Annotated in this window: 12 protein-coding genes; all 12 read left to right on the top strand. The window is 68.2% G+C overall.

The window, feature by feature from the left end:
• Positions 1 to 2 precede the first annotated feature (2 nt).
• Positions 3 to 1,238 carry a PPE domain-containing protein gene (locus NM2_RS19410; RefSeq protein WP_067670589.1) on the top strand — a complete coding sequence of 412 codons (1,236 nt, stop codon included), beginning with the start codon at positions 3 to 5 and terminating at the stop codon, positions 1,236 to 1,238.
• A 94-nt stretch (positions 1,239 to 1,332) separates the two neighbouring features.
• Positions 1,333 to 1,710, top strand: coding sequence for a hypothetical protein (locus NM2_RS19405; protein ID WP_067670587.1), 378 nt, complete (start codon positions 1,333 to 1,335; stop codon positions 1,708 to 1,710).
• A gap of 51 nt (positions 1,711 to 1,761) precedes the next feature.
• Positions 1,762 to 2,067, top strand: coding sequence for a hypothetical protein (locus tag NM2_RS19400; protein WP_067670585.1), 306 nt, complete (start codon positions 1,762 to 1,764; stop codon positions 2,065 to 2,067).
• 5 nt (positions 2,068 to 2,072) lie between these two features.
• A complete protein-coding gene (locus tag NM2_RS19395) occupies positions 2,073 to 2,954 on the top strand; it encodes an ESX secretion-associated protein EspG (RefSeq protein ID WP_067670664.1) in 882 nt (293 codons plus the stop codon).
• A 35-nt stretch (positions 2,955 to 2,989) separates the two neighbouring features.
• Complete coding sequence (locus NM2_RS19390) at positions 2,990 to 4,501, top strand: MinD/ParA family ATP-binding protein (protein ID WP_245718119.1); 1,512 nt, start codon at positions 2,990 to 2,992, stop codon at positions 4,499 to 4,501.
• Complete coding sequence (gene eccD, locus NM2_RS19385; RefSeq protein WP_067670662.1) at positions 4,498 to 6,030, top strand: type VII secretion integral membrane protein EccD; 1,533 nt, start codon at positions 4,498 to 4,500, stop codon at positions 6,028 to 6,030. The genes NM2_RS19390 and eccD overlap by 4 nt, the downstream gene beginning before the upstream one ends.
• The gene (mycP, locus tag NM2_RS19380) at positions 6,030 to 7,385 is read left to right on the top strand and encodes a type VII secretion-associated serine protease mycosin (RefSeq protein WP_067670583.1); all 1,356 of its coding nucleotides are present in this window, start codon (positions 6,030 to 6,032) and stop codon (positions 7,383 to 7,385) included. Before eccD ends, mycP begins: the two co-directional genes overlap by 1 nt.
• Positions 7,382 to 9,097 carry a type VII secretion protein EccE gene (eccE, locus tag NM2_RS19375; RefSeq protein WP_067670581.1) on the top strand — a complete coding sequence of 572 codons (1,716 nt, stop codon included), beginning with the start codon at positions 7,382 to 7,384 and terminating at the stop codon, positions 9,095 to 9,097. Before mycP ends, eccE begins: the two co-directional genes overlap by 4 nt.
• Positions 9,094 to 9,465, top strand: a complete 372-nt coding sequence (locus NM2_RS19370) for a helix-turn-helix domain-containing protein (protein ID WP_245718118.1) — start codon at positions 9,094 to 9,096, stop codon at positions 9,463 to 9,465. The genes eccE and NM2_RS19370 overlap by 4 nt, the downstream gene beginning before the upstream one ends.
• 77 nt (positions 9,466 to 9,542) lie before the next feature.
• Positions 9,543 to 10,637 carry a discoidin/SUN/FTP domain-containing protein gene (locus NM2_RS19365; protein WP_067670577.1) on the top strand — a complete coding sequence of 365 codons (1,095 nt, stop codon included), beginning with the start codon at positions 9,543 to 9,545 and terminating at the stop codon, positions 10,635 to 10,637.
• Positions 10,634 to 11,383: a hypothetical protein gene (locus tag NM2_RS19360; protein ID WP_067670575.1), complete on the top strand. Its 750-nt coding sequence runs from the start codon at positions 10,634 to 10,636 to the stop codon at positions 11,381 to 11,383. The genes NM2_RS19365 and NM2_RS19360 overlap by 4 nt, the downstream gene beginning before the upstream one ends.
• A gap of 138 nt (positions 11,384 to 11,521) precedes the next feature.
• Positions 11,522 to 14,458: NAD-glutamate dehydrogenase domain-containing protein (locus tag NM2_RS19355; RefSeq protein WP_245718117.1), on the top strand; the 2,937-nt coding region annotated here is incomplete at its 3' end.

Here is a 14,458-nt window from a genome sequence, read left to right as displayed (position 1 = left end):
TCATGCTGCTGCCATTCGATTCCCTCGTGCTGGCCGCACATGCGATCATCGACCCGGTGCTGATCGGCCCCGGGGCATTTCCGACGGTGATCGCCGCCGAATCCTATACGGCAATCGCCACACAATTGCACGCCGCCGCGGCCGGCACCGACGGCTCGATGACCCAGATGGGTGAGACCTGGCGCGGGCCTTCATCCGATACCGCCCAGGCCGGATTTCGGGAGCATGCGAGCTGGTTGCGCGCGCAGGGCGATGTGGCCGCCGCGACCGCCGCGCAGCTGAATGCCGTCGCGACGACCTACACGACGGCGCAGGAGGCGATGGTCGGCCTGAGCGTATGGCTGGCCGAGTTCGAGGTTCGGCAGGCGGTGCTGGAGGCGGCCGCGGCGGTTTCCACTCCGGTCGCACCGCTGGCGCTGGCGATGGACACCGAGATCTTCGCGATCGTCGGAGCCGCTCTCGGCGTGATGGGCGCTTACGCCGCGACGCTCGGGCCGATTCTGGCCAGCTTCCCGGAACCGGTACTCGCACAGCCGATCGTCTCCAATGCGGGTGGTCCGGTGCTGCCGACCGCGATGTCGGTCGACTACCTGAGCTCGGGCGGCTCGGGAGGTCTGGGAACAGCGCTGTACTCCCCGACGATGAGCGGATCCTCCTCGTTGCTGCAATCCAGCAGCACAACCGGGTCGGAGAGCCAGCAGATACCTTCCAGCACAACGCAATCGGCGGATCCGACGAGTCCGCAGACCGCGGCCGCCGAACAGTCGTCGCCGAATGTCGACCCCAGCGTCTCGGGTTCGGATCCGGGGACGAACGGATCCCAGGACTCGGTGGTGAACCAGCAGCACGTGTCCACGGGCTCGCAGGACTCGCTCAGGTCGGGGACGGTGGGCGCGGGCGCGGTCAATGCGGTGGCGCTCGGTATGACTCGCGGCCGGCTGGGCTCGATGTCGGGCGCCTCGACCGGATACAAGATGCCGGCCAACTGGCGGTCGGGAACGGGCGCAAGGACATTCGGGGCCTCCTCGGCCGCTCCGGCGGAGGCGCCGGTGACCCGCGCGGCGGCGCCCCGCGGGGCCATCGCACCCGAGGGGCGCATGCGTCGCCGCCGCGACGAGGACGAGAAGAAGGCGTCGAAGGTCTACACGCCGGGCGATCCGCAGGACGTGCCCGTGCTGGAGCACACGCCCGTGGTCGGCGTCATCGAGTACAGCGATGAGGGCGGGTCCGATGAGTAGTCGTCCCGGTGGTCGCGCCGCGTCCCCAACCCTCGAACAAGCTTCCGCGGTGATTCGGCCGGGGTTGACAGTAAGTCCGCGAAAGGAATGAGAAATGTCCCAACTTACGCTCGCGCATCCGGAGAATCTGGTCGCCGGCGCCAAGGCGACGGCGACGGCGCACGGAGAACTCCTCGGCCACATCAGTCAATTGCAGTCGAACCAGCAGGAATGGCAGAACGCGCTGGGTGGTCAGACGGGGACGCAAACCCAGAACGCCGTCCAGAATGCGATCAGCTCGGCGCAGCGGCTGGCCAACTATCTCGACCAGAACATTCTGACTCCGCTCCGGGATGCGCACGTGAAATTCGATCAGGCGGCACAGGATTCGGCCAATATGGTCGGTAAGGGCACGGCCTTCGCCGACGACAGCAGCAATAGCAGCTACACCGCTGGAAACACCAGTTTCTCGAAGGTTGACACGAGTTTCTGACGCGGCGGTATTTCCCTCGCTAAATTTCTGATTGGAAAGGTTCGAAGTAAAATGTCCGGTAGTGGAGTAGTCAGCGCAAAATACGACCTGGTCAACCAGGCATCGATTCACACGACGCATATCGCGGGTGGTATGAATCAGACCAACGGCGACCTCGGCAAGATGTGGACGGCGCTGGTCCAGGGATTCCAGGGCCAGGGTTCGGAGGCGGCGTCGCAGATTCTGAGCGAATTGAAGAAGCGGCTGGACGCGTACGAGAACGACCTGGCGGCCCTGAACAAGACGGTGGTGAGTGCGGTCGACTACATCCAGCACACCGACCACGCCGTCAGCGCCGGGTTCCTGTCGCACATCTGACGGTGATGCCCGGGATCTCCAATTCGGCCGTCGGTGACCCGCCGAGCGAAGGAGAGAACGAAGATCCGATCGCCCTCGATCTGAACGTCGATGCCGCCCTGCTGTTGAAACATCTGGTCGGCATCGACTCCTATCCGCCGGTACTGGCGCTACTGCCGAGCACCTACCACCTCGGAGGCCGGGATCCGGCCCACGAGATCGTCGCGCAGCAGCTCGCCGAGGCGGGTGTGCTCATCGACGACGACACCGTGCACCCGACGGTGGAGCACTGGTTGCAGTGCCTGTACCGGCCGGATATGGAGCTGGTCGCTCGCATCGTGGATATCGGGCAGGAGGGCGAGCCGGGGGAGATGCTGCGCTTCTCGCTGGTGCGCGCCGGTGACACCCATGTGCTCGCGGTGCGGTGCGACGACCATGTCGTCATCCAGCCGGTATTCCGGCCGGATCGCCAGCTCGACACCGTCACCGCCGCCTTGTCCGCGGCGCTCGGCCCCGGCGAGGCATTGCGGTTCGAGCCGGTCACGGTCCGGTCCGAGCAGTTGGGCGAGGTGTTGTCCGACCCCGCCGAGTGGCGCCGCGGCCTGGTCGAGCTGGGCGCGACACCGCACGCCGCCGGTGTGCTCAGCCGGGTCTTCGATGAGGTGGTGCGGCGCGCGGAGGTGGTCGTGATCGAGCACCACGACGGCACGTCACCGCAACCCGAAGTGTGCCTGAGCGTGTTCGACACCCGGTCCGGGCGGTTCGTCGTATCGCCGAGCGTGGCGTTGGACGGCGAGGTCTGGGCTACCTACACCCCGGGGTACGACACGGCCCTGCAGGCGGGCATCGGGGCCTTGATCGATGTGTTGCCCGGCCGCAGCTGGTTCGAAACCAGCCGAACCGGCTGAGCGTTCCCGCTGGGTTCTTCGAGAGGATGAGGGAAATGAACCGAGCACCGAGTATGAACGGTCATTCGACCGAGTCCGTGCGGGCTCGGGGCGGATACGACGCCTTCTTCGCGCCGGTCGACGAGCAGGCGGCAGCGGCGCCGAGTCAGGGGCCGGTCGCCCAGGAGGCGAACACCTCGGCATCGGTCGAGCCGTCGGATGGCGGCACGCCGGATTACTCCGCGGCCGGGTCCGAGGTTCCCGCGCCGCCTCGCGCGGTTGAGCGCGGCGACCGGTTCGAGGGCGCCGGATCGGTGTCGGCCACATCCGCGGCCGCGCGTCCGGCCGCCGAGACCCGGTATCCGAACCAGACCTGGTCGGCGCAGGAACCCGGGGCGGCCACCGCGGCGCCGCCCGTGCCGCAGCCGCCCGCGCGAACATCCACGGCCACACCACGATTCACCGCCGCCGCCGAAAATGCCTCAGCGGCATGGGAATCCGCGAACTCTGCCGAAAACCCCAGGGCCACAGAGCAGCCCGGTGCAGGCCTGCCCGCGCCCCGAGTGCCCGAGCGCGCCGCGTACGACACCGCCGGGCGCGCGGAGGTGCTGCCGGTCGCGTTGACCTCCGCCGATCTGCTCGCCGATATCGCCGCCGCCCGGCGAGCCCAGTTGAAATCCCAGAGCGGTATGCGCGGCGCGCTGAACAAGGTCGGCTTCAACCTGGGGTTGTCCCCGGCCGAGCAGCGCACCGAACATCGCCGCGGCCGAATCCGCCGCCAGCTCACCTCGACCTATCAGATCGCCGTGATCAGCGTGAAGGGCGGTGTGGGCCGGACCACCGTGACCGCCGCCCTCGGCTCCACCTTCGCGGTCCTGCGGCCGGACCGGGTCGTCGCCATCGATGGGAACCCGGATTTCGGGGATCTGCCCACTCGCACCAAACGTCATCCGTACGGCCTGACCCTGCGCGACCTCGCGCAGGCGGGGAATCTGGACGCGTTCTCCGCCGTGCACTCGTTCACCTCGATCAACGAGGCCGATCTGGCGGTGATCGCGTCGCCCTGGAACACCGAGGCCACCGAGGCGCTCTCGGGACAGGAGTACACCTCGGCGGTGGAGGTGCTGCGGCGGCACTACAACCTCGTGATCGTCGACTGCGGCACGGGCGTGCTGGATTCGGTGACCAATACCGTGCTGCGGACCAGCGACGCGGTCGTAGTGGTCACCCCGGCCACGGTGGGCGGGGTGAAGGGTGCGGTCGCGACCCTGAACTGGCTGAATTCGCATGGGATGCACCACCTGATCGCCAAATCGATCATCTCGATCGTGCACCACCAGGCCGCCAGACCGACCGTCGAGGTCGACCAGATCGAGAAGCTGTTCAGCTCGGCGCAGCGGCCCACCCGCATCGTGCCCTACGATGCCCATCTCGCGGAGGGCGGCGAAGTCGATCTGCGCCTGCTCGATGGTGATACCGCGCTGGCCTTCGAAGAGCTCGCCGCGTCGCTGGCGGACGGATTCCCCAGTTACCCGGCCGCCACGGGTGACCGCGGAGGGTGGCGATGAGCACGGCCTTCGCCCCGGCCCCCGCTCCGGCGCAGGCGTCCGCGGAGGTCGCGCGGGCCCGGATCGCGATCATGGTGGCCAGCTATCAGGTCGATGTGGTGGTGCCGACCAAATTCACGATCGAGACCTATATCGATGACCTGCTGGACGTGCTGGCCGGTTCGATCGACGACGAGACCGTCGACTTCGCCGCGCCGAGCGGGCAGTGGAGTCTGGCTCGTCCCGGCGAACCGCCGCTGCCACGCTGGCGCAGCCTCGCTGATCACGACATCGTGGACGGCGCCGTGCTGATGCTGTCGGTGGTCGAGTCGGCGGAGATGTTCACGCCGGTGGTCGAGGACATCACCGATGCGCTGGCCCGGATCAACGAACGCGAATTCGCCGAGTTCGACCCCGCGACAACCAGAATCGCCGGCTTGGCCGCCCTGGTGGCCGGTTCGGCCGCGACGGCGGCGATGTTGTCGCTGTCCTGGTCGCGGGAGGGCTCGGTGGTGTGGTGCGGGCTGCCGGCGCTGCTGCTCGGCGCGGCCTGCTGGGCGGCGGCGCTGATCACGGGCCGGCGGCACACCGAACCTGCACTGTGCCTGGGACTTTCGCTCGCGGCGCTGCCGCTGCTGTTCGCTGGCGGCGCGATGCTGGTGCCGTCGGCGTACGGGCGGGCCGGTGGGTTCGCCGCGGCCAACGTGGCGGCCGGATCGGTCGTGGCCGCTGTCGCCGCGGCCACCATGATGCGGCTGACGCGCCGGGGCATCGCCACATTGATGGCGGTCACGGTGCTCGGTGTGATGGTGACCGTCCTCGCGCTGCCGCTGGCCTATTTCGATGTGTCGGTGGGGCAGGTGGCGGGCGGAGCCGTTTTCGCCGGGCTGGTGGGGCTCACGCTGGCCCCGCGGCTGGCGGTGGCCGCCGCCCGCATCCGGCCGCCCGACCTGCCCGACCCCGGCAACGAGGTCGCGCCGGCGACGCTGGCCGATATCTTCGACGCCGAATCGGCGCGCGACATGGATCCGGACCACGATCCGGCCGATGATCCCGAATTCCGTTATCAGCACAGCGAATCCGGCATCGAAGGCCGGGCCCGGCTGGCGGTCACCAGCCTGCGCGGATTGATCGTCGCGATGTCGGTGCTGCTGGCGGTCGCCTCGGTGGTGTCGGCCGCGGCGAGTCCGGGCGGCGTGCGGGAGATCGTGCTCGCCGCGGCCGTCGCCGGGATCCTGGTGCTGCGGGTGCGGTGGTATCCGGACCGGGTCCAGGCCCTGGCACTGCTCGCCGCCTCCGTCGTGACGGTGGTCGGTACGGGATTGGTGCTGGTCGGAACGTACGGCAGTGCCCCGGCCCGGCTCCTGGTCGCGGTGGTGGTCACCCTCGCGGCGGGCATCGGATGCCTGGCGGCGATGAAATTGCCGGACAAGCGACTGTCCCCGGTCACCCGCCGGATCGTCGACCTGGTCGAGTACGCGTTCGTCCTGATCGTCCCCATCATCGCCTTCTGGATCATGGGCATCTACACGGCGATGCGGGCGATCTGATGCGCGTCGCCATTCCCGCGGCCGCGCTGGCCGCGCTGGTGCTGGCCTGTTGCGCGGCACCGGCGGCGGCGCTGGATCCGCCCGTGGTGCTGGTCGGGGCGACACCTCCCGACGGTCCACCCGGACCCGAACTTCCGACGAAACAGGACAAGGGTTGCGAGGCGACCGGTGTCCTGCGGAACAGTGACCTGTCGCAGGTGCCGCCGCCGGATCGAGCACTGGATCTGCGCCGCGCGCGAGCGCTGAGCCGCGGCGCGGGTGTCTCCGTGGCCATCGTCGACACCGGGGTGTCGCCGAGTCCACGGCTGCCCAATCTGACCGGCGGCGGCGACTATGTCGCGGCCGGTGGCGACGGCCTGTCCGACTGCGACGCGCACGGCACGCTGATCGCCGGAATCATCGGTGGCGCACCGGATTCCGGGGACGGCTTCGCCGGTGTCGCGCCGGACGCGCGGCTCGTGTCCATCCGATATCACTCCGGCGCGTTCCGGGCCGACCTGCCCGCGAGTTCGGATCCGAACCAGCAGGTGAACCTCGATGTCCGGGCCCTGGCTCACGCCATCACCCACGCCGCGAATCTGGGGGCCGGGGTGATCGCGGTGTCGCTGCCGGTCTGTATGGCCGCCGACGCCCACGTCGATCAGTCGGTGCTCTCGGCCGCGATCGGCTACGCGGTGCACGTCCGGGGCGCGCTCATCGTGGCCGGAGCCGGTAATACGGGCACTTCGGGTTGCGAGCAGAACCCGGCCATCGACCCGGGTCGGCCCGCGGACCCCCGGAATTGGGCGGCGGTGAAGACGATATCCACCCCGGGCTGGTTCTCACCCGATGTGCTGACCGTCGGGTTCACCAACGCCAATGGCGCGGCGATGGAGGATTCGCTTGTGGGACCGTGGGTTTCGGTGGCCGCGCCGGGCACCGGAATCGAGTCGCTGGGCCCCGGGGGCGGCGGGGTGATCAACGGTGTCGGCGAGCCGGACAAACTGGTGGCGGTCGGTGGCGCCTCGTTCGCCGCGGCCTACGTCAGCGGGGTCGCCGCGCTGTTGCGGTCGCGATTCCCGAACGAGACTCCGAGTGAGATCGCCGCGCGGCTGACCGCGTCCGCGCACGCCCCGGCTCGTGGTATCGACAACACGGTCGGGGCCGGTGTCATCGATCCGCTGGCCGCGTTGAGCTATCGGACGCCGCCGCAGCCGCCCGCCGGGCTCTTCCGGTGGTCGCAGCTGCGGATGCCGGTACCGCCGCGCCCGAGGGATTACCGCCCGGCCGCGGCGGCGACGATCGTCGTGGTGGTCGCCGTCCTGCTGGGTGTGGGCGCCGTTTGCGCGAATTCCGTGATCGGGAGACGGCGGTGAGGATTCGGATCGGCAGTCTCGATCGCGGACCGGTTGCCACGGTGGTGATCGGCGGCAGTTTCGTACTGGTCGGAATGTGGGCTCGGCTGCCCTGGTGGATCGGCCCCACGGTGGTCGCCGCGCTGCTGGTCACCGTGATCGTCCGGGTGAACGGTCGCACCGCGGTGCGGTGGTCGCTCGACTGGGCGGAGTACCGGTTCGGTCGCGCGGCTCGCGCCCAGCTCCGCGCCACCCCGCTGTCCGTGCGGGACGTCACGGTCGCCGCCGGCGCCTGCGGTATCCACGACGGGGGCTCGACGCTGGTCGCGATGATCCAGTTGGCGCCGAATCTGGACCTGCCCACCGTGATCGGTGAGAACACCCTGTACACCGAGGACACCGTGCCGGTCGACGCGTTGGTTCCGATGCTCGACCAGTACGGCATCGCCGTCGACATCGACATCGTGACCACCGCGCAGCGGGTCAGATCGGCCAGCAGTTACAGCATGCTGTACGACCAGTTGATCGGCTCGCATCCCGTGGTGGGAAATCGGCAGACCTGGCTGGTGGTCCGCTTGGATCAGGAACGCAACCTCGAGGTTCTGGCCCGGCGCGGACCGGTCGAGGAGTCGGCGCCCAGGGCATTGGCCACCGCGGCACACCGCATCGCCGGCAGGCTGCGCGAACACGGGACGGCGGCACACGCGCTACCGGCGGACGCGCTGCGCGAGGCGACCAGATTGCTGCATGCCGGAGTCGAGTTGTCGGACCTGCGCGAGAAGTGGGGACATCTGGAGTCCTCGGTGCCGGGGCGGAGCGTGTCCAGTTTCCTCATCGACTGGACCCGGCTCGAGGGTGCGGGCCTGGACGACTGCTGGACCTGGAACCGGGGCCGGACCACCCTGGTGGTGAGCCTGGACGGTGGCGCCCTGGGATCGCGCGGTGTGGTGCGTTACGTCGGGCCCGCCCTGACCACCGCGCCGCCGGGCTATCTGCGTTCGCTGGGTGGGCGGCAGTCCGTGGCACTGCTGGCGACGCTCCCCACCGGGACATCGATCCGGGACGTGCCGCGCGACGATTCGGGCAACGACCTCGCATCCGACGAACTGCTCGCCGAACTGCCCATCGCGATCGGCCCCAACGGTCAGATCCTCGGGGCCATCAGCGGTCAGCCGCGGCACACCCTGGCGCTGCCGCTGTTCGATCCGGCACGCTACAACCCACAGCGGAGAACCATCGACGTGCATGCGAATCTGCCTGTGGCACAACAGATCGTGCTGCGAGCGATGGTGGTCGGGGCGGATGTCGAGGTGCATTCGAGCCGCCCGCAGCGCTGGTCGCAGCTGGTGTCGGTGGTCGGCGACCCCACCTCGCTGCGGTTGGCGCCCGATACCGACGGCACCGGTACGGACACGGACGATCACACTTCGCCCGCTACGATCGCCGTATTCGACCAGATGCCACCACGGGTGTCGGCGGCGCACACGACCGTCACCATCAGCGAGCCCGGCACACCGCACCGCCGCTCGGCGGATCTGGCGATCGATCAGGTCAGCGCGACCTCGGTCGATGTCAGCATCCCGATGCGCAAGGTGCGGGTCGAGTTGATCGAGCCGCGTGGCGAGACTCGATATTTCGAATCCCCACCCGCAGTATCCGAAGTTTCCGAACCCGGAACTGCGCTCGAGGTGTATACAACAGTTCCGCTGCCCGAGAAACCTCGCGTGCGGTGATTGGAGGCGACGGTATGTTTATCAATGTGGCAGTTGATTCCGAGACGACCAGCGAAGATTTTCAGGATCAGGACAGTGCGGACACGATGACCCCGAGGCAAGTCGCGGCAACAATTTTCTCCCGTCGACTGGCGGATTTGATTTCCGAATCGGTCGTATCGACCGAGGACGGATTGACCCGGTCACTGACGCTGTACGCCCTGGCCCAGCATTTGGAGCTGGCTTATCCGGATGTGCCGGTGTCGCAGTCGGGCCTGTATCGGCTCATGCACGGCGAGGCTATTCCGCGGCTCGACCTGATAATCGCCCTGGCGCGAGTATTCGATGTCCCGCCCGAGTATTTCGTCACCGGCGACAAGGAATCCTGAGCGCTGCGGAGAATTGTTCTCTGTGGTGGGAATAGTGGCTCACCCGTCGCGCGGTCCGTCGCGGATATGATCCGGGGATGTCCGACTCGGACCCGGGAGATATTTTTATTCGCCATCGTGGTGCGGTTCTGGAAGCTCTGCTCTCCGACCCTGCGCTAGGACGATCCGCCGATCCGGCGGCCGGCGCGTCGACCGCGGATCCGGCGATCAGTATTCCGACGGTCACCAGCGAAATCGTCGGGCATCCGGGCGCCGGTGAGCCGCTCGGATTCGATCCCGATCCCGACCCGGACCCCGCGCCGCCGGGGCCACGACATGTCGGCGGTGCGCCGAGGGCCAGCGATCGCATCATGGCGCTGCTGAACGGCGAGTCGGCGGAGCCCCCCTCGGGCCCGCCGTTCTCCTCGGACCTGGGCCAGGTGACCGCGAACCGGCCCGAGTCGCCACCGGAGGCGGCGAGCAGGGCGGAAACGCCGCCGACCGGTCGCACAACCGCGGCGCCCGCCGCGGCCCGGCCCACCTCGGCCGCGGGATTCGGCCGGGATCTGCTGATCCAGCTGCGCAAGCCCAAGGTCGCGCTCACGGTGGCCGCGGTGCTGGTGGTGCTGTTGATCATCGTGCTCGTCACGACCGGCGGCGACGACAAGAAGACGAGTCAGCTGGCGGTCGTCACCCCCGTGGCGGCGGCGCCGTCGTCGTCGGCGGCCGCGCCGACGACGGACGAGGCTTCCGCCACCGTTCAGGTGAAATCGGCTCGGGCACACTGCCCGTCGGGCAGTACCGACGCGATGGACGCCTTCGCCGGTCAGTCGTCGGGGAAGGCGTGGGCGTGCGTGCGGGCCTACAAGGTCGACGGGCAGGTCCTGACCATCGAGTTGGACAAGACCTACCGGGTGAGCTCGATCGGCATCGTGCCCGGCTGGGACAGCGTCGGTTCGGACGGTGCGGACCAGTGGGACAAGTACCGCACGGTCAGCCGCGTTTCGTATCAGCTCAACGATTCCAACCTGACCACCTACACGCAGCAGACTCTCGACCAGCGCAATCTGGTGGTCACCAAGCTCTCCCCGCCGGTGAGCGCCTCGAAGATCACGCTGACGATCCTGGAGTCGAAGGGCGATCCATCGGTCAATGTCACCGCCATCTCATCGATTGTGATCACTGGAAATTGAGTATTTCTCACCTGGTCTGCCAGTACTGCGCGCATCGCAACGTCGGTGCGGATTCGCGCTGTGCCCACTGTGGTGCGCCGCTGGCCGACGCGCCCGCGCCCGTCGCCGAACCCGGCCATGCGATTCTGGCCGGAGCCGACAAGGCGTTGCACGGTACCGCGAGGCTGGTCCGGGACGCCGGACATGACGTCGCCGAGGTCCAGCACGCGGAGGCGAAAACCGAGAAGACCGTCGTGTCCGGTCTGGCCGCGCTCGTTGACCAGTGGCTTGCGGCCAGGTCGTGGAAGGCGGCTCTGGTCCTGATCCTGGCCATGGGCGTACTCGTGGTCCTGGTGATCCGATCGTGCGCACCCACGGCGCCGACGATCGGGCAGCTCGACTCGCTCGACGCGCTGCCCGGTCTGTTGCGCAATGCCGCGACGTGCCAGCACTCCGACATGCCGTCGCCCGTCGACAACTGTGTCGTCGATTCGAGGAATTCACTCCTCATGGGCGGCATCACCGGTGGAGCGCCGCTGAAATTCTCGGTGCGGGTCGAGCAGTCGGATGAGATCGCGCAGACCATCGCGGGCTGGCGAGCCGCCGGCCCGACGGTTCTGGCGTCCGGCAGCGTCTTCGTGGCGATCGGGCCATCGATGACCGCGTGGTATGCCGACGCCCGCAGTGGATTACGAATCGAGACAAGCAGTTTCGCCGATCGGACGAGCGCGCGGAGCTTCCTGGTGCGTGCGGGCCTGATCCTGTGACGACGTCCGGGTGACGGACCTCTTCCAGCAGGTGGGAACACGCGATTAGGCCACGATGGCACAATAAATAATGTGCCGTTAAATAGTGGTATATACCGACCGGCGGCACGGTTCGATCTCCACGGAAGGTGCGGAGTGATGATGGCTACCACCCAGCGGACGGTCCCCGCAACCAGGTTCCGGGACGATCCGACCGATCTCGAGGCGGTGTACTTCCGGTGGATCCAGCCGGGTGCGGCGGCGCCGGCGATCACCGATCGCGCCGAACGAATCTTCCGCCACCATCTCGAACTCGCCGCGCTACGCAAGCCCGGCGTCGCGCTGACCCGCGTCTACCGGGTCGCGGACGGTAGTGAGCTCGGCCCGGCGATTCAGATCGTCAATGACGATATGCCGATGCTGGTCGATACCGTGACCTCGGCGCTGCGTCGTCTGGGTGTCGTGATCGCCGAGGTCGTGCATCCCGTATTCGATGTCGCCCGCGACACCGCGGGCCGGTTGCAGGGGGTGTCACCGCGCGAGGCGGACGGGCATCCGGACGTGCACATTCGAACCACCGCCGAGTCCTGGATCCACGTGCAGCTGAGCCCGGCTACGGATGCCGACGCGCTGGACGGCCTCGAACGGGTGCTGCTACCGCAGCTCGCGGAACTGCGCCGGGTGAACGACGATTCGCCCGCGATGCTCAATCTCATGACCGGGGTGGCCGACCGCCTGGAACTCGCGGCCCGCTCGGGCGGGGACGACGAGACGGGCGAGTACGCCCGGTTGCTGCGCTGGCTCGCCGACGGTCACTTCAGCGTCCTGGGCTACGGCTACTACCCGCTCGCCCCGGCCGAGCCCGGGCCCGCCGAGTCGGTCCAGTTCACCGGCGCCGGGCTCGGTGTGCTGCGTGATTGCGCCGCGGTTCCCGGGGTGCGGGCCGAGGGGCCTGCGCTGCGCCTGGCCGGTGGTTCGGTCGAGTCGGCGCTGCCCGGGGCCGCGGATCTGTGCTTCGTGAGCGTCGCGGATCCCGGCACGGAATCGGGCCGGAGCGTACCGGGCGTGCACATGTTCGCCGGAACCTTCACCGTCACCGGATCGCACGAGGACATCCTCGACATCCCGGTGATCTCGCGGCGCGTACACCAGGTCATCGAATGGGCCGGGCTCGACCTGACCTCCTTCTCCGGCCGGGCGATGCTCGAGATGCTGCAAACCTTCCCGCGCGTAGAGTTGTTCGCCACCGACGCGCGCCGGTTGTTCGAAACCGTCTCGGCCGTCATGAATGTCGGTTTGCGCCGTCAGGTCCGGTTGTTCCTGCGCCGTGACGAGCGCAGCAGCGCCGTGCACTGCCTGGTCTATCTGCCGCGTGATCGGTACTCCACCGAGGTCCGGCTGCGCATGCAGGACGTGCTGGCGGCCGAATTCGGTGGCGAGCACCTCGCCTACTCCGCGCGGGTCACCGAATCCGATGTTGCCGCAATCTATTTCACGGTGCATCGGGACCGCCCGGCCCCGCCGGTCGATCTGTCCGAGGCCAATCGCGACCGGATCCAGGAACTGCTGTTCGCGAGTACCCGCACCTGGGTCGACCGGCTGGTGGCCGCGGCGGCGAGCGCGCCGGAGCTCGACGCGGCTCTGGCGCAGCGCAGCGCGGATGCCTTCCCGCCGAGCTATCAGCAGGAATACGAACCGGCCCGGGCGCTGGAGGATCTGCGGCGGCTGACCGCGCTCACGGACGGCGCGGTCGGGTCGAATCTGTATCGTGATCCCGAATCCCCCTCGGGTGAATGGCGTTTCACGCTGTACGTCGCCGGTTCGGAGGTTTCGCTGAGCCGCGTTCTGCCGCTGCTGCACAGCCTCGGCATGGAGGTGCTCGACGAGCGCCCGTACCGGATCGACCTGCCCGGCCACACCAGCCGATGGATCTACGACTTCGGGCTCCGGGCCCCGGCCACGCTGTTGCGGAGCGCCCTCGATCCGGATCTCGAGCGCGAGCTCACCCGGCCGGGCCTGCCCGGCACATCCGCCGAAGACGCTGTGCGCCAACGCTTCTGTGATGCCGTGGCGGCCATGTGGCTCGGTCGGGCGGAGGTCGATCAGCTCAACGAACTCGTGCTGCGCGCGGGGCTGGACTGGCGTCGGATCGCCGTGCTGCGGGCCTACGCGAAGTATCTGCAGCAGGCCGGATTCGCGTACACCTTCGCGAACATCACCCGGGTTCTGCTGGCCCATCCCGCCGCGGCGCGCTGGTTCACCGAATTGTTCGACGCCCGTTTCGATCCCGACGGCGTGCCCGAGGCGGCCGCGGTCCGCGCGGCCGAGGTGTCCGCACATCTGCGCGATGCCATCGATGCGGTCGTCAGCCTGGACACCGATCGCATTCTGCGGGCGATCCTCGGTCTGATCTCGGCGACGTTGCGCACCAACTACTTCCGCAGGGACGCGGACGGCGGTCCGCGACCGCAGCTGTCGTTCAAATTGGATCCCCGCGAGATCGCCGAATTGCCCAGGCCCAGGCCGCAGTTCGAGATCTTCGTGTACTCGCCTCGGGTGGAGGGTGTGCATCTGCGGTTCGGTCCGGTGGCTCGTGGTGGGTTGCGGTGGTCGGATCGGTTGGAGGATTTCCGTACCGAGATCTTGGGTTTGGTGAAGGCTCAGGCGGTGAAGAACGCGGTGATCGTGCCGGTGGGTGCCAAGGGTGGTTTCGTGGTGAAGCAGCCGCCCGCGCCATCCGGTGACCCGGCGGCGGATCGGCAGGCCGCGCAGGCCGAAGGTATCGCGTGCTACCGGACGTTCATCTCGGGTCTGCTGGACGTGACCGACAACGTGGATCATGCGTCGGGAGAGGTGATTCCGCCCGAGCGTGTGGTTCGCCGTGACGGTGACGACACCTATCTGGTGGTGGCCGCGGACAAGGGAACGGCGACGTTCTCCGATATCGCCAACGAGGTCGCCCAGTCCTATGGTTTCTGGCTCGGCGACGCCTTCGCCTCCGGCGGGTCCACCGGCTACGACCACAAGGCCATGGGTATCACGGCCAAGGGTGCGTGGGAGAGTGTGAAGCGGCATTTCGCTGAGTTGGATGTCGAT

It is taken from the genome of Nocardia miyunensis NBRC 108239 (genome assembly GCF_001613065.1).
Lineage (GTDB): Bacteria > Actinomycetota > Actinomycetes > Mycobacteriales > Mycobacteriaceae > Nocardia > Nocardia miyunensis.
The sequence above is the reverse complement of the archived record's forward strand: the minus strand, read 5'-3'. Positions and strand labels throughout refer to the sequence as shown.

Coding starts and splice junctions, on each gene's coding strand:
- NM2_RS19410 (WP_067670589.1), top strand. CDS start 3: ATGCTGCTGCCATTCGATTCCCTCGTGCTGGCCGCACATGCGATCATC.
- NM2_RS19405 (WP_067670587.1), top strand. CDS start 1,333: ATGTCCCAACTTACGCTCGCGCATCCGGAGAATCTGGTCGCCGGCGCC.
- NM2_RS19400 (WP_067670585.1), top strand. CDS start 1,762: ATGTCCGGTAGTGGAGTAGTCAGCGCAAAATACGACCTGGTCAACCAG.
- NM2_RS19395 (WP_067670664.1), top strand. CDS start 2,073: ATGCCCGGGATCTCCAATTCGGCCGTCGGTGACCCGCCGAGCGAAGGA.
- NM2_RS19390 (WP_245718119.1), top strand. CDS start 2,990: ATGAACCGAGCACCGAGTATGAACGGTCATTCGACCGAGTCCGTGCGG.
- eccD (WP_067670662.1), top strand. CDS start 4,498: ATGAGCACGGCCTTCGCCCCGGCCCCCGCTCCGGCGCAGGCGTCCGCG.
- mycP (WP_067670583.1), top strand. CDS start 6,030: ATGCGCGTCGCCATTCCCGCGGCCGCGCTGGCCGCGCTGGTGCTGGCC.
- NM2_RS19365 (WP_067670577.1), top strand. CDS start 9,543: ATGTCCGACTCGGACCCGGGAGATATTTTTATTCGCCATCGTGGTGCG.